The organism is Curtobacterium sp. MCBD17_008 (genome assembly GCF_003234475.1).
Taxonomy (GTDB): Bacteria; Actinomycetota; Actinomycetes; order Actinomycetales; family Microbacteriaceae; genus Curtobacterium.
In genome coordinates, this window is record NZ_QKTK01000002.1 from 100,765 (window position 1) to 118,343 (window position 17,579).

Genomic DNA, 17,579 nt, shown 5'->3' on the forward strand with positions numbered 1-17,579 from the left:
CTGCTGTTACGAAGATGGTGGGTCGGCCGGGCAGACCAGTTCGGAGGGTTAGTACCTGGCCTTATTCGGATCCCACCCCCACGCCCACGTCGGGTTCGATCTCGGTCGAGGCGACGACCTGGGCGGCGGGCTCCGTGCGCTGGGTGCCGGGGCTGTCGGTGGTGGATTTTCCGCAGATGTGGCTGTCGGCACCGATACGCGGCTCGTACTGCTTGGAATTCGGCGGTGGCATCGACCCCCCCCGAACCCGGCGCTGTGGGTCCGATGCACGGACTCAACGGCGGCGTCGACGAACGCGCCGGGCGGCGATGCCGAGTGTGCCGATGCAAGCGATGGCGAGCGCCGCAACCGGGTGTGACTGCGTGGTCAGAGCGAGTGCATTCACAAAAGTGACAACGCCGGCCATGAAGCCCGCTAAAAACGCGGAGGCGATATCGATGGGTTTCATGCTGTCTTTCTGTAGCGGGGGTGCGTGAGGACCGACCGCCCAGGCGGTCGGTCCTCACGCGGTCCGCCCTTCGGGAGGTTCTCGAGGTTGTCGAGTTGGGAGCTGTTGGGGTTCGTCTTGATGTAGGGGCCCGCGAGGCAGGTTCCTCGTGGGCAGTAGTGCATGGTGGTGATGGTTGCGGAGTGGCCGCCAGTGCTGGTGCGCCAGGTGTTACCGGCGTTGATGCTTGCAACCACCTGACCTCGGGTCCAGTGGGTGTTCGTGTTGGTGATGACTCCCTCGAGGTGTCGGTGGGTGCCACCTGCGGAGAGTTCCTTGCGGACTCGGGTCACGGTGTACGTGGTCATCGATGCTCCTGTTCGGTGTCGCTGACGAGGGGGCTATTTCTCCGGCCTAGTCACTGAGATCGAGCACAAGCAGCTGATCGTGGAGAACGACTTCCACGGCCTTCCGAGGCGTCGAGCCACAGTCAGCCACGAGATGAGTCACATCATCTTGGAGCACGAGCATCCGCCGTCGTGACCTTCGACCGGAAGTGCGGAGCTGGCGCCGAGCAGGAAGAGGAAGCAGATTGGCTTGCGGGCGAGCTTCTCGTACCGTGGGATGCAGCACTCAGGCAGGCTTGGCGGGATGCCACGGATGACGACGTGGCGAGGCGCTATCAAGTCAGCGTGCCGCAAGCCCGTCGCCGCTTGAATCAGTCAGGAGTGCGGCGCCTGGTGGTCCGCTCAAGGCAGAAGCGCGCCGCTTCGACCAGGGCAGCACCGTTCTAAACGTCAGGCTCCCCTCCAACCCGTGGAATGGATCCCCGAAACCCGTGGAACGCCCGTCGGCACTGGGATCCGCGATCCGCGCCACCACTGGCATCCGCGAAAAAGCCGAACACCTCGCTCGCTCAGGACCGATCGGCCCATCAACGGAGACGGTTGGGTGTGTTCCTTCCGGAGCGTCCCTGGACGTGCGCGGACCTCCTGTCGCACCTTCAGCACAGCGCCGAGGAGGGGAGGAGCGCTGGCCGGGGTCCGTGAACGACGCCGACGGCCTCCTTCACGGACGCAAGATGCCCCGTACTCGGATCCAGGGCAGGGGCATCGTCTCGGGGCGCTGCGTGTCAGCGCTGAGCGGCTGGGCACCGGCAGCACATGCGGCTGTGCGTCGACAGCGCGGGCTCGGGAAGGTCACAACCAGCGAGTACCGACGCCACCGACGTCTCTCGCGAGACGCTCGACGAGCAGGGCTGTTAAGAACGACACATGGCTGTCCGGCACGAGATGCTCACCGTCTTCACCGAGGGAGAGGCCGGCGGGAACCGGGTCCCGGTGGTGCTGGAGGCGGACACGTTCACCGACCAGCAGATGCAGGAGCTCGCGGAGGAGACGGGGCTGGAGTCCGCGTTCCTGTCGCCTTCGGACACACCGGCCGTCGGACGGCTGCGCTACTGGGTACCGAACCACGAGATGAGCATGTGCGGCCATGCCACCATCGGAACCGCATGGTTGCTGAACCGCCGTGGCCATGCCCAACCCGACGACGGATACGTTTTCGCAACCGCTGCAGGCTTGGTCCGGGCGGGAGCGACCACGGACGGTGGGTGGTTCCAGCAGTCTCTGCAGCAGATCGACCCGGTCGACCCGGGCCCGGCGCTCGCCGCGCTGGGCCTCACTCCGGACGACCTCGTCGGAACGTCGTCGAATGCTGCTGCGCCGCGGACGAAGACGCTCCTACCGTTACGCAACACCGCGGTACTGCGCGGACTTCGACCGCACGCAGCCGCCGTCGAACGCGCATGCACCGAGATGGGGTCGACGGGCTTGTATCCCTACGCGGTCATCACGGAGGGGCAAGTGGAAGCGCGGCAGTTCCCGCGGGCATCTGGATACCTGGAGGACCCCGCCACCGGCATCGCAGCCGCCGCACTCTTCTTCGCCCTGGCGGCGAGCGGTGAACTGCCGCGCGGAGTCCTGCAGGTGCGGCAGGGAGCCGCTATGGGTCGGCCCTCACTGATCACCGTCGAAGCCGGCGGACAGTCTCACCACCAGACGCGCACATGTCGGGTGTCCGGAGCCGTCCGGTTCGCGTGACCGCCGATCAGCCGAGCGGAGCACCGAGGAAGTACCCGTGCACGCGCCGGGAGCTGCGGCGGGCGGATGCGATTCTGAAGCCGGCGTCGGCCGGATCCGGTCGGCGACCGCCCCACGAACCTGATGCAACCGGCGTTCACCGCGTCCGGTTCTCCACGGGCGCGCTGGAGACCAACGTCCGTCGCGTCGATCCTGCTCGGCACGGATCGTCTCCTGCTGCCTCGTGGCGATCGGCGCTCGCCGAGCGACTCGGTCACTCCGCCGAGGAGTGCGGGCGAGCGCTCATCTCATGGGCGCGCGCGTCTGCCTCGGTCTCGTAGATCTCGCCCCAGGCGATGCTCGCGGGCATGGCGTCGACACGCAGGTCCACGTCGGGCAGACAGATCTGCACGAAGTGCGGGAAGGTGGGGAACGACCACAGGTCGTCGTCCTCGAACCGACTCCAGAGCAACAACTCCCCGATGCCGAGCGGGTGGCCGAGTTCCTGACCGTTCACCGGCGGATCGCAGCTGACCATCAGTGCGTGGTGACTGTTCGGGAGCTCGATCGGTCGTTCCACCTCGCACCGGAAGACGGACGAGAACCGCTTGCTGTCCATGGACGAGAGGAAGAAGACGTCTCGCATCTCAGAAGTCCAGATCCACGCCATCGACGCAGGGGGTCGGCGTGTGCGGGCGCTTGGTCATCGACTGCACCTCCGCGTCCGCCTCGGTTGCGTAGAGCTCGCCCCACGCGATGCTGGTCGGCATGCGAGTCGTCGGGATGATGACGTCGGGGACACAGATCTGCACGAACTGCGGGAAGGTCGGGAAAGTCCACAAGTCGTCCCCCTCGGAACGGCTCCAGAGGAGGAGTCGAGCGATTCCCTCGGGAAAGCCGAGGTCCTGGCCGAGCGCTGGCGGGTCACAACTGACGACGAGAGCGTGGTGGCCGTTGGGGAGTTCGACTCTCGACTCCAGCTCGCAGCGGAACACGGAATCGAATCGGTCGTCTTCCATCGATGAGAGGTAGTAGGTCGGTTCCACTTCAGAACTCCGGGTTGCTCCGCTGACGTCGTCGACACGGATCGACACCGTCCCGTTTCGGTGTGCTTCCCAGAGCCTGCCAGGCAGCCGGGTGGCGGTCAAAGGGCCGGCGCCGGGACGCTGGTGCGGGAGTCGGTCCAGCTGTGCACGGACATCGTGGCGGGCGCTGACGCAGCGGATGGTGTGCTCCGCCGGTGGTCCTTGGTTGACAAAGAGCAATCAAACAACGATAGTTGACCGTCGTCAATCAATTGGGTGCAGCGCGGCATCCCTCGTCCTGGAGTCACGATGTCCCGTCCCGATGCCGCAGCAGCACAGCTGCACCCGACCGAACCGGCGGCCATGTCCCACCGACAGGTCCTCGAAGCACTCTCCGGGCTCCTGCTCGGCATGTTCGTCGCGATCCTCGCGTCGACCGTCGTCAGCACGTCCCTGCCGAAGATCATCGGTGACCTCGGCGGCGGCGAGAGCGCCTACACGTGGGTCGTCACCTCGACGCTCCTCGCCACGACCGTCTCGACGCCGGTCTGGGGCAAGCTCGCCGACCTCTTCAACCGCAAGCTGCTCATCCAGCTCTCGCTCGTGATCTTCGTCCTCGGCTCTGCGCTCGCGGGGTTCTCGGAGAACCCCGGCACGCTCATCACGTTCCGAGTCGTGCAGGGTCTCGGCGCCGGTGGCCTCACCGCGCTCAGCCAGATCATCCTGGCCGACATCATCAGCCCGCGGGAGCGCGGCCGGTACGGCGGCTACTTCGGCGCGGTGATGGCCGTCGGCACCGTCGGCGGCCCGCTGTTCGGCGGTCTGCTGACCGACACGCTCGGGTGGCGCTGGAACTTCTTCGTCGGCGTGCCCTTCGCGGTCGCGGCGATCATCCTGCTGCAGGTCACCCTGAAGCTCCGGACCCTGCCGGAGCGCAAGGTCTCCATCGACTACCTCGGCATCGCGACCATCGCCGGTGGTGTCTCGCTCCTGCTCATCTGGGTCACCCTCGCCGGCAAGAACTTCGACTGGGTCTCGCCCACCTCGTTCGTGATGGTGATCGGTGCGGCCGTCCTGCTCGCGGCCACCGTGTTCATCGAGCTCCGCGCGGAGGAGCCGATCATCCCGATGACGCTCTTCCGGAGCCGCACGTTCACGATGGCGGTCATCGGTTCCATCGCCGTCGGCATCGCGATGTTCGGCGCCACCGTCTACCTGGCGCAGTACATGCAGCTCGCCCGTGGTGCCACCCCGACGCAGTCCGGCTTGCTGACGATCCCGATGATCGCCGGTCTGCTCATCGCCTCGACCGTCGGTGGTGCCCTGGTGACCAGGACAGGCAAGTGGAAGCCGATCATGCTCATCGGTTCGGTCGCCCTCGTCGTCGGACTCGGTCTCATGGGGACGATCGCGTACGACACGCAGTACGTCGTCGTCGCGGGCTACATGTTCGTCATGGGGAGCGGCGTCGGACTCGTCATGCAGAACCTCGTCCTGGTGGTGCAGAACACGACCGAACCGAGGAACATCGGCGCTGCCTCCTCCGGCGTCGCGTTCTTCCGCTCCCTGGGCGGCGCGATCGGCGTCTCGGTCCTCGGAACGGTCCTCGGGACCCGCGTGGCGGACGCCATCAGTGACAAGCAGGACGCCCTGACGAGGGCGATCGCCGCGCTCGGCGAGAAGGGCGCTGCCGTCGCGAAGGAGCTGTCGTCCGGCAGCATCCCCGCCGTCAGCTCGCTCCCGAAGGGGGTACGCCAGATCATCGAGTCGGCGTACGGCCAGGGCGTCGCCGAGATCTTCCTCATCGCCGCCCCGATCGCGGTCCTGCTCGTCCTGGCGATCGCCTTCATGCCGAACGTGCCGCTCACCACGAAGACCGTCGCCGAGCGCTCGACCGACGCTGGACCGGTCGCCGGTGCGGCCGAGGACTTCGCCGGGGTCGGCACCGTGACCGGGTCCAACCCGACGATCCAGTCGGCGGACTCCCAGGACGGCGGCGAGCGGCGTGCCCGACACTGATGTGATGACCGACGCGGCCACGGACCCCCTGCGGACGTCCGCCGAGGACCTGGCGCTCGATGCGACCGAACGCGCGATCGCCGGCGTCGAACGGCAGTTCCTGGCGTTGGCCGGCTCGACCCGGCGCACGATGCGCGAGCAGGCCGCTCAGATGGAGCTGCAGCCGGCCGGCTACCGGGTCCTCCTCGAGGTCGTGGTCAACGGCAGCACCGGAGCGGGCGAACTCGCGGAGGCGCTCGGGTACGACAAGACCGCCCTCAGTCGTCAACTCAGCGCGCTCGAGGCGCTCGGGCTCGTCACGCGGGAACGCCACGCGGTCGATCGCCGTGCGGTCGTCGTCCGCGCCACGCCCGACGCCGTCGAGCGGGTCCAGCGCATCCGGGCCAGTGCCCGCTCAGCCTTCCGCGAGCGGCTCGTGACCTGGCCGCGCACGGATCTCGAGGACCTCGCACGACTGCTCGCTGCGCTGTCGTGACCCCGCGCGGTGGAGGAGACGGAACGGGGGGGGGGGGGAGAGACCGCGGCGCTGGACGGCGACCCGGCCCCGGCGCCGGTCGGACTGCGTGAACGCAAGCGGGAGGAGACGCGCCGTCGGATCATCCTGGCAGCGCGTGTCGGGAGCCTCGATGCCGGCATCGACGGTCTGACGATCGACGCCATCGCGCGTGAGGCCGACATCTCGCCACGGTCGTTCTTCAACTACTTCCCGAACAAGGAAGCGGCGATCGCCGGGGTGATCCCAGGGACAGCGCGTGCGCTGACTACGGACGAGTTGGACCAACTCCCCGCCGACGTCGTCGACGCCGTGGTGGCCATCGTCGTCGCCGTCCTCGGCCGTCAGGTCGACAGCACGAACACGGACCTGCGTCGCGAGGTGTTCGTCCGGTTCCCGGAGCTCCTCGACGAGTTCCGGCCGTTCTGGAAGGCGTCGGCGCGGACCGCAGCCGTGTCCGTCACCGACCTCCTCCTCCGCCGCGGGTCGACCGCGGAGAGCAGCGCCGTCGTCGCGCCGGTGCTCGTCGCGATGTGTGTCTCGGTGGTGCGGACCATGCTCGCCCGCGGCGAACTCGACAGCGTCGAGTTGGCGCACGGGGTCCGCCCGATCGCCGACGCGATCCGTTCGACCTCCGAGGTCGTCACCGGCGGATCTCGGGGCCGGACGTCCTGACGCCGGGAGGCGCCGCTCGGTCAGAGCGAGACGGTCACCCGGTCGAGGTTCAGGTAGTCGCCGCTGCTCGAGGCACAGGAGACAGCCACCGCGTTCGACCCGGCGCCGAGTTGCACGGGCACGGTGACCGTCGCCCAGGTGGACCACGACCCGGTCGCGGGGAAGGTCACGACGACGGGTGTCCCGCCTCCGATGCTGACCGTCCTGGTCGCGGTGCCGGCGGCCGCGGCGTACCGGAAGGTGAGCGTGTGGCTCCCTGCGGAGGTGACGTTCACGTGCGCGGTCGCCGTCGTGCCCACCGTGTTCCATCCGGCGAGGTACCCCCGCCCGGTGTACCCGGCGTTCGACGCCTCGGTCGGGATGCCCGGGTGGTCGATGTTCTCCGCCTGGTACACGCCGTCGCCCTGCACCACCGAGGTCGAGCCGTCCGGAACGGCCTGCTGCAGCACTGCGACGGTGGCCGAGGCCGCGAGGGACTGCTGCGGCGTCGTGCCGATCGACGGCGTCGGCGCGGTCCAGTCCGGGCCGCCGATGCCCTCGGGGGAGACGTGTGCGGCGGCCTGTGAAGCGTTCGCGGTGAGCACGGACTCGTACTGCGTCTGCCCGGCATCGTCGATGAGGTCCCGGATGTCCCGGGTCAGGATCGCCTTGAACCCCTGGGTGTCGCTCGAACCCTCGTTCACGAAGGTGCCCGCGACCGTGAGGTTCGCGATCGCCCAGTCGACCGCCCGTGTGGCGGTGGTCAGGTACTGCTGGTCGTGCGTGAGCAGGTACATCTGCAGGGCTGCGCCGGCGTACTGGCCCTGGTTGTACGTCCAGTCGTAGTCGGTGAACTGCCCGGTCCCGCTCACGTGGTCACGGATGTGTCCGTTGCGGTCGAACTGGCCCTGCAGCCAGGTGAAGATGCGCTCTGCCGTGTCGCGGTAGGTGGTGTCCCCGGTGGCCGCGTAGAGCCGGAGCGCGGTCTGGACGGCGGTGCCGTTCGTCGCGACGTTCTTCTCGTTCCTGCTCCCGTCGCCCACGTCGACGTTCTTCCACCAGATGCCGCCCCCGTAGGTGGTGTCCTCGTACTGCGCGATGTACCCGAAGACCTCCTCGGCCTCGTCGAGGAACCGCTGCTCCCCGGTGAGTTCGAACGCGCGGACGGCACCGCGCGCCCACCAGCCCATGTCGTCGTTCCAGTCGTTCTGCCGGAAGTCCGGGTACGCGGCCCGCCACCCGTCGAAGACGTCGTCGATCATCCGGCGGCTCGCCGCGTCGTGGGTGCGTGCGTACCGGTCCATCACCGCCTCCCAGTTCTGGGCCTCCCACCAGTAGTCGGTGTAGAGCCCTCCCTGCGGCCCGACGGCGTGCTCCTGGTGGACCTGCCGGTCGCTGTACGTCGTGAAGTACTCCGTGTCCGGGTCCCAGTAGGTGGCGATGAAGGCGTCGTAGGCGGCGGTCGCCTGGTCGGTGGTCAGGGCGGAGGCCCGACCAGGGTCGGTCGCGAGGCCGACGCCGGTGAGCGCTGTCGTGGCCACGGCGCCGGCGACGAGCAGGCCGACGAGTCTGTGCTGCATGGGATCTCCTTCGATCCGAGCTGATCCGTCCTGCCCTGCGCAGGCGTAAAAAGTATACTTGAACTACTTCTTGCGTGGATCGGGCTGATGAATATAGTTGAGGCAGTACCAGCGGAAGTCAAGGGAGCAACGTGGCTCAGATGCATGCAGACCTGGTGGGCCGGGTCGCCCGACAGGTCGAAGACCGGATGGGGCCCGAGGTCGGCGCACTGTTCGCGAACTGTTTCGCGAACACCCTGTCGACGACGATGACGACGATGTCGGACGGGACGACTTTCATGATCACCGGCGACATTCCGGCGATGTGGCTGCGCGACTCGACCGCCCAACTCACGCCCTACCTGCACTTCGTCGGCGAGGACGCGGCGCTGGCGGACACCGTGGCCTCGGTCTCTCGCCGGCAGCTCGAGTACGTCCTCGTCGACCCCTACGCCAACGCCTTCAACCGTGCGCCTGACGGCGCAGGGCACGCCGACGACGTCACCGCCATGGACCCGTGGGTGTGGGAGCGCAAGTACGAGATCGACTCGCTCTGCTACCCGATCCGACTCGCGTACGACCTCTGGGAGCGCACCGGGCGGACCGACCACCTCGCTCGGTTCGCCGAGGTCGCCACCACGGCCATCGACCTGTGGACGGTCGAACAGGACCACGAGACCGCTTCGCCCTACCGGTTCGAACGGCCCGACCCGTTGCTGCCGAGCGACACCCTCGTCCGTGACGGCCGTGGACCGGTGACCGTCCGCACCGGACTGACCTGGAGCGCGTTCCGACCGAGCGACGACGCCACGACGCTCGGCTACAACATCCCGGGCAACGCGTTCGCCGTCGCGGAGCTCCGGCACGTCGCCGTGCTCGCCAGCGCCGTCTTCGCCGACGACGAGCTGGCTCGTCGGGCGACCGCGCTCGCCGACGAGATCGACGCGGCCATCCGTTCCTCCGGCATCGTCGACCACCCGGACCACGGCGTGGTCCTGGCCTACGAGGTCGACGGCACCGGGAACGTCCTGCTCATGGACGACGCCAACGTGCCGAGTCTCCTCGCCTTGCCGATGCTCGGGTGGTGCGACCGCGACGACCCGCTCTACCGACGCACACGCGCCGCCGTCCTGTCGCCGACGAACCCGTACTGGTTCCGCGGCGCGATCGGGAGTGGGATCGGCAGCCCGCACACCCCGGGACGCAACGTCTGGCCGATCGCGCTCGCCGTGCAGGGGCTCACCGCCACCGACCCCGACGAGCGCGCCGGACTCCTGCGGCAGCTCTGTACGACCCACGCGGGCACGCAGCTCATGCACGAGTCGTTCGACGTCGACGACCCCAACGAGTACACGCGCCCCTGGTTCTCCTGGGCCAACGCGATGTTCTGCGAGTTCGTGCTCGACCTCGCGGGACTCCGGACCGCAGCCACGCCGGTACCGGAGCCGGAACGGAGTGCACGATGAGCGTCGTCACCACGCCGGAGGAGCAGGCCGTCGTCGCGAGCGAAGCGGACGACGCCCTCACCGCCGAGCAGCCGAAGCGACGGCGGACGGAACGGGGGAGCGGCGTCAGTGCGACCCGGAAGCAGCAGACCCGCGCCGCCTGGCTGTTCCTCGCGCTGCCGGGAGCGTTGTTCGTGCTCTTCACGGCGCTGCCCGTGGTCATCGCGGCCGTCGTCAGCCTCAGCGACTACGCCGTCATCGGCCCCCTCACCTGGACCGGCTTCGACAACTACGTCGACATCACATCCGACCCGTTCTTCTGGACGGCACTGGGGAACACCGTCTTGTACACGGTGCTCTACGTGCCGCTCGGTCTGGTCATCGCGATCGCCACGGCCCTGCTGCTCAACCGCAGTGGCCGGGCGGTCCGCGTCTTCCGCACGCTGTTCTACATCCCGGTCGTCTCGTCGACCGTGGCGACCGCGACGGTCTGGTACTGGGTGCTCAACCCCCAGTACGGTCTCCTCAACGAGGCCCTGAGCTGGTTCGGCATCAACGGACCGGCGTGGCTGTACGACTCGCACTGGGCGATGTTCGCGATCGTCATGATGAGCGTCTGGGCGGGCTTCGGCGGGAACATGATGATCGTCCTCGGCGGTCTGCAGGGCGTCTCACCGGACCTCCGCGAAGCCGCCCGGCTCGACGGCGCGAACGCGTGGCAGGTCTTCCGGTACGTCGTCCTGCCGGGCATCCGCCGCACCACGTTCCTCGTCTCCACCCTGCTCATCATCAACGCCTTCCAGGTCTTCGACCAGGCGTACGTGCTGACCAAGGGCGGACCCGGGAACTCGACCGTGACGATCGTCTACTACATCTACGACCGCGGGTTCGGGTCGCTGCAGATGGGCTACGCGTCCGCGCTGTCGTTCATCCTGTTCGTGATCATCCTCGCGTTCTCCCTCGTCAACGCCCGCCTCACGAACCGGGACACCGAACGATGACCGCCACAGCCACCCTTCCCCCGTCCGGCACCGTCAACGAGCGGGACCGCCACCAGCAGCGACGCCGTGCTGCGGCCGTCAAGCGGACGAAGACGATCGCCTGGTGGGTCGGTGTCTGCCTGGTCAGCGTCGTCACGGTCGCACCGCTCATCTGGACGCTCGCGACCTCGCTCAAGCCGGCCGGCGAGATCCTCGCGCACTCGCTGTCGCTGATCCCACAGCGCCCCACCATCGACAACTACGTGCAGGCGGTGACGACCGTCCCGTACGGCCGCTACTTCGTCAACTCCCTCGTCCTCGGCGTCGGGGGAGCCGTCGCGAACCTGTTCTTCGGCTCCCTCGCCGGGTACGCCCTCGCGAAGCTGCGGTTCGCCGGACGCCAGGCGGTGTTCTTCACGTTCCTGTCCTCGCTCATGGTGCCCAGCATCGTCACGATGATCCCGACGTTCCTCATCCTCCGGCACTTCCCCCTGCTCGGTGGGAACGACTTCAGCGGCAACGGCGGCCTCGGGCTCATCAACACCTACTGGGCGGTCATCGTCCCCGGCGCCGCCGGTGCGTTCGCGGTGTTCTTCATGAAGCAGTTCTTCGAGTCGCTGCCCGACGAGCTCGGGGAAGCAGCGCGCATCGACGGTGCGGGTGAGTTCCGCATCTTCGCGCTCATCTACTTCCCGCTGACGAAGGCCGGGCTCGCCGTCCTCGGCCTGCTCAGCTTCCAGGCCGGCTGGAACAACTTCCTCTGGCCGCTGATCGTCCTCAACGACCCGAAGATGATGACCGTCCAGGTCGGACTCGCGGGGTTCGTCAACAACTACACGACGAACTACGGCCCGCTCATGGCCGGGACGATCATCACGATGCTCCCGGTGCTGGTCGTGTTCATCTTCGCGCAGCGCTGGATCATCGAGGGCATCGCGCACGCCGGCAACAAGTAAGTCCTCCCGCCAACCCCGGGGACGCCGGATCCAACCGGTACCCCACGCACCAGAAAGCACACGACAATGACGTCACGTCGTCTCCTCAGCGCGGCCGCAGCGCTCGCCGCAGCCGCACTCGTCCTCACGGGCTGTTCCTCCGGGTCGTCCAGTACCACCGGCGCCGACGGGCGACAGGAGGTCACCATGTGGGGCTCCTGGTCGGGCGACCAGGTCGACCAGATCGACACCATGACCAGCGCCTTCAACGAGGCGCAGAGCAAGTACACGGTCAAGTACGTCCCGCAGGAACTCGTCGAGCAGAAACTCCTCACCGCGATCGCGGGCGGCAAGGTCCCCGACCTCGTGCTCTGGGACCGCTACCAGACCTCGCTCTACGCGCCGAAGGGAGCGCTGCAGGCCATCGACGACCGAGTCGCCGACGACAGCGTGGACACGGACGAGTTCTACCCGCAGGCGCTGTCGGAGATGCGCCACGACGGCAAGCTCTACGGCCTGCCGCTGCTCGTCGACAACCGGTCGCTCGTCTACAACGAAGACCTGTTCGCGGAGGCCGGACTCGAGCCGCCCACGACCTGGGACGAACTCAGGAGCGACGCGCAGAAGCTGACCGAGAGGAAGGGCGGCAAGCTGCAGCAGTCCGGTTTCATGCTCAACGACCCGGGCCTGTTCTCGATGTGGCTCCAGCAGGCCGGCGGGCAGCTCCTGACGAAGGACGGCACGAAGACGGCCTTCGACAGCCCCCAGGGGATCGAGGTGCTCGACTTCTGGAAGAGCTTGATGGACGACGGTGTGTACACGAACGGCTTCGGCGACAGCAACGACGTGTTCGCGGCCGGCCAGGCAGCGATGAAGTACGACGGACCGTGGGACGTGCCGAACCTCGACGAGGCCGACGGACTCAAGTGGGGGGTCACCGAGCCGGTCGCCGGGCCGAGCGGGGAGAAGGGGGCCGTGATGGGCGGGTTCGGCCTCGTCATCCCGACCGGGGCGCAGCAGGCCGACGGCGCCTGGGCGTTCGAGAAGTGGTGGGCGACCAAGGCGGAGAACGGCGTCGACTTCGCGAAGGTGTCCGGGTGGATCCCGGCGAACCGTTCCTCCGCGAACGACCCCTTCTTCACCGACGACCCGCGGTACGCCGGTTTCGTGAAGACGCTCGACTACGCCTCCGTCCGGCCGGACGTCCCCGGCTACAGCGACGTCGAGGGCAAGGCCCTCACCCCGGCGCTCGAGAAGTTCATGTCCGGCCAGCTGACCGCGGAGCAGGCGCTCACGCAGGCAGCGAAGCAGGGCGACCGCATCCTCCAGGAGAACCGCAAGTGACCGACACCCTGACGGGCCTCTGGGCCGACCGCGCCGACCGCATCCAGGACAGCATCGAGCGGCTCTTCGGAGCGCCGTGGCCGCAGTTCCTGCACAACGCCTGGCCCGTCGAGGACGCCGACGACAGCACGTTCAACTACTGGTGGCTGGCGCACCTCATCGACGTGCGGCTCGACGCGTACGAGCGCACCGGCGACCCGGCGCGGCTCGAGCAGGCGCGCTCCGTGCACCGGAACATCGTGGAGCGCAACGGCGGGTCGCTGTTCAACGACTACTTCGACGACATGCTCTGGTTCGCGCTCGCGACCCTGCGACTCCACGACGCGACAGGGGAACGGCAGTACCTCGACGACGTCGTCGCCCTGTTCGACCACGTGGTCGAACACGGTTGGAACGACGCCGGAGGCACGAGCCTGGCCTGGCGCAAGCAGCAGCTCGCGTACAAGAACACGCCGGCCAACGGTCCGCTCGTGATCCTCGGCGCGCGACTGCACCGGACCACCGGGGACGACCGGTTCGTCCGGTACGCCGACACGGCGTTCGACTGGCTGACCGAGCACCTCGTCGACGTCTCCGACGGGTTCGTCGAGGACGGCGTCAACCGCGAGGGTGACGGGCGGGTGGACACACAGTGGCGCTTCACGTACAACCAGGGCCTCTACCTCGGCGCCGCCGTCGAGCTGGCGGACCGCCGTCCGGACGACGACCTGCTCGCCGTCGCGGTCCGGACCGCCCGGACGGCCGTCACGGAGCTCTCCGACGGGGTCGTCTTCCGTCAGGAGGGCGACGGTGGTGACGAAGGGTTGTTCAAGGGCGTCTACTACCGGTACCTCGGGCTCCTCCTGGAGCGGCTGCCGGACGGGGACGCCGACCGCGTCGCCCTGACGGCGTTCGTCCGTGCCAGCACCGACGCGCTCTGGGGGGCGTTCCCGGAGGAGCTCGACCGGCCGGCCGCGAACGACTGGACCGAGCTCCCCGTCGGGACGGTGCCGTACTCGACGCAGCTCAGTGCCGCGATGGCGACCGAGTTGCGCGCTCGGCTCGACCCGTAGGCGGCGGCGCGGTCGAGGCGCCCGCCACCAGCTGCGCAGGCACGAGGATCTTCCGGGAACCACTCTCGCCTCGTGCCTGTCGCAGCACCTGCGCCACCGCCTGTCGGCCCACTCCGGGCTGGTCCTGGGCCATGTGCGTGAACCGGAACAAGTGACGGTCGAACGTCGCGTCCGGGTGGTCGAAGCACACGATCGACACGTCGTCCGGCACGTGCTTGCCCAGCTGCTCGAGTGCGTCACGGAGGAGCAGGGCGATGTTGTACTCCCCGGCCACGAACGCCGTCGCCTCGGGATGCGCCTCGATGAAGGCCACCAGTCTCGCGACGTCGTCCTCCGGGCGGTCGGTGGCGCCGGGCAGCGTCGACTCGACGTCGTGGAAGGCCAGCCGGTCGTCGAGGGCCTTGTCGTTGCGAGCGTGTGCCCCGACCCAGCCCCGCCTCCGGTCGTCGTTCGACGTCACGCGGCTGTCCGACGTGACGAGCGCGACCCGACGGTGGCCGAGACCGAACAAGTGCTCGGTCGCCGCAGCGCCGGCACCGATGTTGTCAGTGGAGATGTCGGAGACCGGGATGCCCTCGTACCGACGGTCGAGGATCACCACCGGGAACCCGGCCGGCAGCAGTTCGAGCACCCCCGGTGGGATGAACTCGGAGCTGCTCGGCAGCACCACCAGCCCCTGGACCCGCGTCGCGAGTGCACGGATGGCGGCGTCCTCCGCGTCGTGGTCTCCGTGGGTCCGCTTGACGACGACGTCCGTCTCGGTCCCGGCCTCGTCCAGCATGCCCTCGAGCACCCGGGTCCCGAAGGTGTCGTCGAAGTTGGTGAGCACCACTCCGATGTCGACCTGGTCCGTGGGACGGATCCGAGCGGCAGGGTCGGCGCTGACCACGGTCGTGCCGACCCGCGGCCGCCGCGCGACGTACCCCTCCTGCCGGAGCATGTCGAGCGCTCGACGGAGTGTGATCGCACTGACGGCGTAGTGCGCGAGCAGCTCGGCCTCGGACGGTAGGCGCTGTCCGACCGCGAACTCGCCGGAGCGGATGCGCGACCGGAGGTCCTCGAACGTCGACTGGTACAGCATTCCGCTCCCTTGTCGTCCCAATCCTTATATTCTAAGCACCGAGCGGTCGGGGCGGTACCGGGACGCGTGGTCTCCGTCCTCCCCGTTCCGTCGACGTGACGACGTGCAGTGTTGCCCCGTGTGACGACCGCATGGGAATACCGAACGCCACTCTGCGATTCTCGTCCCCGATGAGCATCACCGACCCCGACACGACGCACGACGCCCCCGCCTCCTGGGACGCCTGGCGCGCAGCCCGCCGCGAGCGGGTCACCGGCGCGCAGGGCGACCTGGCGCTGATCCGCACCGAGTGGCTCCCGATCGGCCAGGAGCCCGACCTCGAGGCGGCGCTCGCCGACCAGCCGGCGACCGTCACCGCGACCTGTGTGCGTCGGACCGACCTGAACACCGGCGAGCCGCAGCACGGCTACCGCCTGTGGGACGCCGAGTCCCCGGCGATCCGGTCCTACATCGACACCCCGGTGTTCCCGTACGACCCGTCGTGGCGGATCACCGCGCACTTCACGCCCGCCGAGCCCGGCCGGACGATCCCGTACGAGCACCTCCGCGACGCCGCCGGTGCCACGCGCGACCTCGTCGTCCCCGGGGACATCACGGCGACGATCGGCGACCGCGAGTACACGCTCAGCGCCTTCGACGACGACGGGACCCTGCTGCTCGTGTTCGGCGACCCGACGAACCGCAGCACCGACGAGTCCGAGCGCACCTACGGCACCGGCCGCTTCCTGTTCGTCGAGCGGCCGGAGGGGTCCTCGACGGGCGAGGAGTCCGACGTCGTCCTCGACTTCAACCAGGCGTTCGTGCCACCGTGCGGGTTCAGCGACCAGTACAACTGCCCGCTCCCGCCCTTCCAGAACCGTCTGCACGTGCCCGTCCACGCGGGCGAGCGCCACGTCGCGCACCGCGCCTGACGCGTCACGCGGCCGTCGGCCGCACAGCCACACCCTGCCTCCACACACCCCCCGAAGCACCAGGAGTCCCGTGAAGACCCGAATCGTCGCGCTCGCCGCGTCCGGCATCGCCCTCAGCCTCGCCCTCGCCGGCTGCTCGTCCTCCGGGGGCGGCGGATCGTCGTCGGGCGGGAACGCCACCGTGGCGATCGGCTCGCTGTACGAGCCGACGAACCTGTCGAACGTCGACGGCGGCGGCCAGGGCGTCAACGAGGCGTTCCAGGACAACGTCTACGAGGGGCTGTTCCGCCTCGGGGACGACGGCAAGGTGACGCCGCTGCTCGCGAAGTCGTACGACACGTCCTCCGACGGGCTCACCTACACGTTCACGCTCCGGACGGGCGTCCAGTTCCACAGCGGCGCGGAGCTCACCAGCGCCGACGTGAAGAGCTCCATCGAGCGCGTCACCGCCGAGGACTCACAGTCCTCCCGCAAGTCGAGCCTGGCCGTCGTGGAGTCCATCGAGACCCCCGACGACGAGACCGTCGTGGTGCACCTGTCGCAGCGGTCGATCTCGTTCGTCTACAACCTGTCCTACGTCTGGATCGTCCCCGCGGGGGAGACGAAGCTGAAGACCGAGGAGGACGGCACTGGGCCGTACACGCTCGACACCTGGAAGCGCGGCTCGTCGATCACGCTCGAGCCCTTCGCCGACTACTGGGGCGAGGCGCCCGCGAACGGCGGGGTCGAGTTCGACTACTTCACCAGCGCCTCCACGCTGTCGAACGCGCTCGCGAGCGGGCAGGTCGACGTCATCACGAGCATCCAGTCGCCCGACGCCCTGTCCAGGTTCACCGCGGACAAGTCGAAGTACACGGTCAGCGAGGGCGACTCCACGACCAAGGAACTCCTCGCGTTCAACGACGCGGAGGGCCCCTTCACCGACGTGAAGCTCCGCCAGGCGATCTCGGCCGCGGTCGACCGGAAGGCCCTGCTGAAGGCCATCTGGGGCGACTACGGCACGGTCAACGGCTCGATGGTCCCGCCGACCGACCCCTGGTACGAGGACCTGACGAGCGTCAACGCGTACGACCCGGCGAAGGCGAAGGACCTGCTCGCCGAGTCGGGCCACGCCGACGGGTTCTCCTTCACGCTCGACACCCCGTCGTACGACCCGCACCCGGCCGTCGCGCAGTACCTGCAGAGCGCGCTGAAGAAGGTCGGCGTGACCGTCGACATCAACACGATCAGCGCCGACGAGTGGTACACGAAGGTGTACCAGCAGCACGACTTCGAGGCGACGCTGCAGGAGCACGTCAACGACCGCGACGTCGTCTTCTACGGCAACCCGGACTTCTACTTCGGGTACGACAACAAGGCGGTCCAGAAGGACATCACGGACGCCGAGCAGGCTCCGTCCGAGGACCAGCAGACGGACCTGCTCCGGAAGGCGAACGAGCAGATCGTGCGGGACGCCGCGAGCGCGTGGCTGTACCTGTACCCGCAGATCGTCGTGTCGGACAAGGACGTCACGGGATACTGGAAGAACGGGCTGAACTCGCAGTTCCCCGTCTCCGACATCACCGTCTCCTAG

Annotated in this window: 18 protein-coding genes; 12 read left to right on the forward strand and 6 right to left on the reverse strand. The window is 68.4% G+C overall.

Features of this window, described 5'->3' with window-relative positions:
* Nucleotides 1-274: 274 nt before the first annotated feature.
* Together DEI95_RS16555 and DEI95_RS02305 are read right to left on the reverse strand one after the other, a co-directional pair.
* The gene (locus tag DEI95_RS16555; protein WP_181436166.1) at nucleotides 275-448 is read right to left on the reverse strand and encodes a hypothetical protein; all 174 of its coding nucleotides are present in this window, start codon (nucleotides 446-448) and stop codon (nucleotides 275-277) included.
* Nucleotides 445-795: a DUF3892 domain-containing protein gene (locus DEI95_RS02305; RefSeq protein ID WP_111059266.1), complete on the reverse strand. Its 351-nt coding sequence runs from the start codon at nucleotides 793-795 to the stop codon at nucleotides 445-447. The genes DEI95_RS16555 and DEI95_RS02305 overlap by 4 nt, the downstream gene beginning before the upstream one ends.
* Before the next feature lie 171 nt (nucleotides 796-966).
* Here DEI95_RS02305 and DEI95_RS17080 point away from each other — a divergent pair, with 171 nt between their 5' ends.
* Together DEI95_RS17080 and DEI95_RS02320 are read left to right on the forward strand one after the other, a co-directional pair.
* Entirely contained in the window at nucleotides 967-1,221 is a 255-nt protein-coding gene (locus DEI95_RS17080; RefSeq protein WP_111059268.1) for an ImmA/IrrE family metallo-endopeptidase, read from the forward strand.
* Nucleotides 1,222-1,701: 480 nt separating this feature from the next.
* Nucleotides 1,702-2,529: a PhzF family phenazine biosynthesis protein gene (locus DEI95_RS02320; protein ID WP_111059269.1), complete on the forward strand. Its 828-nt coding sequence runs from the start codon at nucleotides 1,702-1,704 to the stop codon at nucleotides 2,527-2,529.
* 253 nt (nucleotides 2,530-2,782) lie between these two features.
* Here DEI95_RS02320 and DEI95_RS02325 read toward each other — a convergent pair whose 3' ends face one another.
* Both DEI95_RS02325 and DEI95_RS02330 read right to left on the reverse strand, forming a co-directional pair.
* Complete coding sequence (locus tag DEI95_RS02325; protein ID WP_111059270.1) at nucleotides 2,783-3,154, reverse strand: hypothetical protein; 372 nt, start codon at nucleotides 3,152-3,154, stop codon at nucleotides 2,783-2,785.
* 1 nt (nucleotide 3,155) lies between these two features.
* Nucleotides 3,156-3,602, reverse strand: a complete 447-nt coding sequence (locus tag DEI95_RS02330; protein ID WP_181436168.1) for a hypothetical protein — start codon at nucleotides 3,600-3,602, stop codon at nucleotides 3,156-3,158.
* A 240-nt stretch (nucleotides 3,603-3,842) separates the two neighbouring features.
* Here DEI95_RS02330 and DEI95_RS02335 point away from each other — a divergent pair, with 240 nt between their 5' ends.
* Genes DEI95_RS02335 through DEI95_RS02345 form a run of 3 tightly spaced genes read left to right on the forward strand, consistent with a single transcriptional unit; the run spans nucleotide 3,843 to nucleotide 6,720 of the window.
* The gene (locus tag DEI95_RS02335; protein ID WP_375342336.1) at nucleotides 3,843-5,552 is read left to right on the forward strand and encodes an MDR family MFS transporter; all 1,710 of its coding nucleotides are present in this window, start codon (nucleotides 3,843-3,845) and stop codon (nucleotides 5,550-5,552) included.
* A 4-nt stretch (nucleotides 5,553-5,556) separates the two neighbouring features.
* The gene (locus tag DEI95_RS02340) at nucleotides 5,557-6,027 is read left to right on the forward strand and encodes a MarR family winged helix-turn-helix transcriptional regulator (RefSeq protein ID WP_146243577.1); all 471 of its coding nucleotides are present in this window, start codon (nucleotides 5,557-5,559) and stop codon (nucleotides 6,025-6,027) included.
* 9 nt (nucleotides 6,028-6,036) lie between these two features.
* Nucleotides 6,037-6,720: a TetR/AcrR family transcriptional regulator gene (locus DEI95_RS02345; protein WP_111059273.1), complete on the forward strand. Its 684-nt coding sequence runs from the start codon at nucleotides 6,037-6,039 to the stop codon at nucleotides 6,718-6,720.
* 20 nt (nucleotides 6,721-6,740) lie between these two features.
* On the opposite strand, the gene DEI95_RS02350 is transcribed toward DEI95_RS02345, so the two are convergent.
* Nucleotides 6,741-8,279, reverse strand: a complete 1,539-nt coding sequence (locus DEI95_RS02350) for a glycoside hydrolase family 76 protein (RefSeq protein ID WP_111059274.1) — start codon at nucleotides 8,277-8,279, stop codon at nucleotides 6,741-6,743.
* Between the two features lie 140 nt (nucleotides 8,280-8,419).
* Between DEI95_RS02350 and DEI95_RS02355 the strand changes: the two genes are divergently transcribed.
* The 5 genes from DEI95_RS02355 to DEI95_RS02375 all read left to right on the forward strand — a co-directional run bounded on the left by DEI95_RS02355 (nucleotide 8,420) and on the right by DEI95_RS02375 (nucleotide 14,014).
* Nucleotides 8,420-9,724: a glycoside hydrolase family 125 protein gene (locus DEI95_RS02355; RefSeq protein ID WP_110890402.1), complete on the forward strand. Its 1,305-nt coding sequence runs from the start codon at nucleotides 8,420-8,422 to the stop codon at nucleotides 9,722-9,724.
* Complete coding sequence (locus DEI95_RS02360) at nucleotides 9,721-10,704, forward strand: carbohydrate ABC transporter permease (protein WP_111059275.1); 984 nt, start codon at nucleotides 9,721-9,723, stop codon at nucleotides 10,702-10,704. The genes DEI95_RS02355 and DEI95_RS02360 overlap by 4 nt, the downstream gene beginning before the upstream one ends.
* Entirely contained in the window at nucleotides 10,701-11,639 is a 939-nt protein-coding gene (locus DEI95_RS02365) for a carbohydrate ABC transporter permease (protein ID WP_111059276.1), read from the forward strand. The genes DEI95_RS02360 and DEI95_RS02365 overlap by 4 nt, the downstream gene beginning before the upstream one ends.
* 66 nt (nucleotides 11,640-11,705) lie before the next feature.
* Complete coding sequence (locus DEI95_RS02370; protein WP_111059277.1) at nucleotides 11,706-12,962, forward strand: ABC transporter substrate-binding protein; 1,257 nt, start codon at nucleotides 11,706-11,708, stop codon at nucleotides 12,960-12,962.
* Entirely contained in the window at nucleotides 12,959-14,014 is a 1,056-nt protein-coding gene (locus DEI95_RS02375; protein ID WP_111059278.1) for a glycoside hydrolase family 76 protein, read from the forward strand. The genes DEI95_RS02370 and DEI95_RS02375 overlap by 4 nt, the downstream gene beginning before the upstream one ends.
* Here DEI95_RS02375 and DEI95_RS02380 read toward each other — a convergent pair.
* A complete protein-coding gene (locus tag DEI95_RS02380; protein ID WP_111059279.1) occupies nucleotides 13,968-15,095 on the reverse strand; it encodes a GntR family transcriptional regulator in 1,128 nt (375 codons plus the stop codon). The genes DEI95_RS02375 and DEI95_RS02380 overlap by 47 nt on opposite strands.
* Nucleotides 15,096-15,265: 170 nt before the next feature.
* Between DEI95_RS02380 and DEI95_RS02385 the strand changes: the two genes are divergently transcribed.
* Both DEI95_RS02385 and DEI95_RS02390 read left to right on the forward strand, forming a co-directional pair.
* Nucleotides 15,266-16,006 (forward strand): DUF1684 domain-containing protein, encoded by a 741-nt coding sequence (locus tag DEI95_RS02385; RefSeq protein WP_111059280.1) that lies wholly within the window; start codon nucleotides 15,266-15,268, stop codon nucleotides 16,004-16,006.
* Between the two features lie 70 nt (nucleotides 16,007-16,076).
* On the forward strand, nucleotides 16,077-17,579 hold the full coding sequence (locus DEI95_RS02390) for an ABC transporter substrate-binding protein (protein ID WP_258367407.1): 1,503 nt from the start codon (nucleotides 16,077-16,079) through the stop codon (nucleotides 17,577-17,579).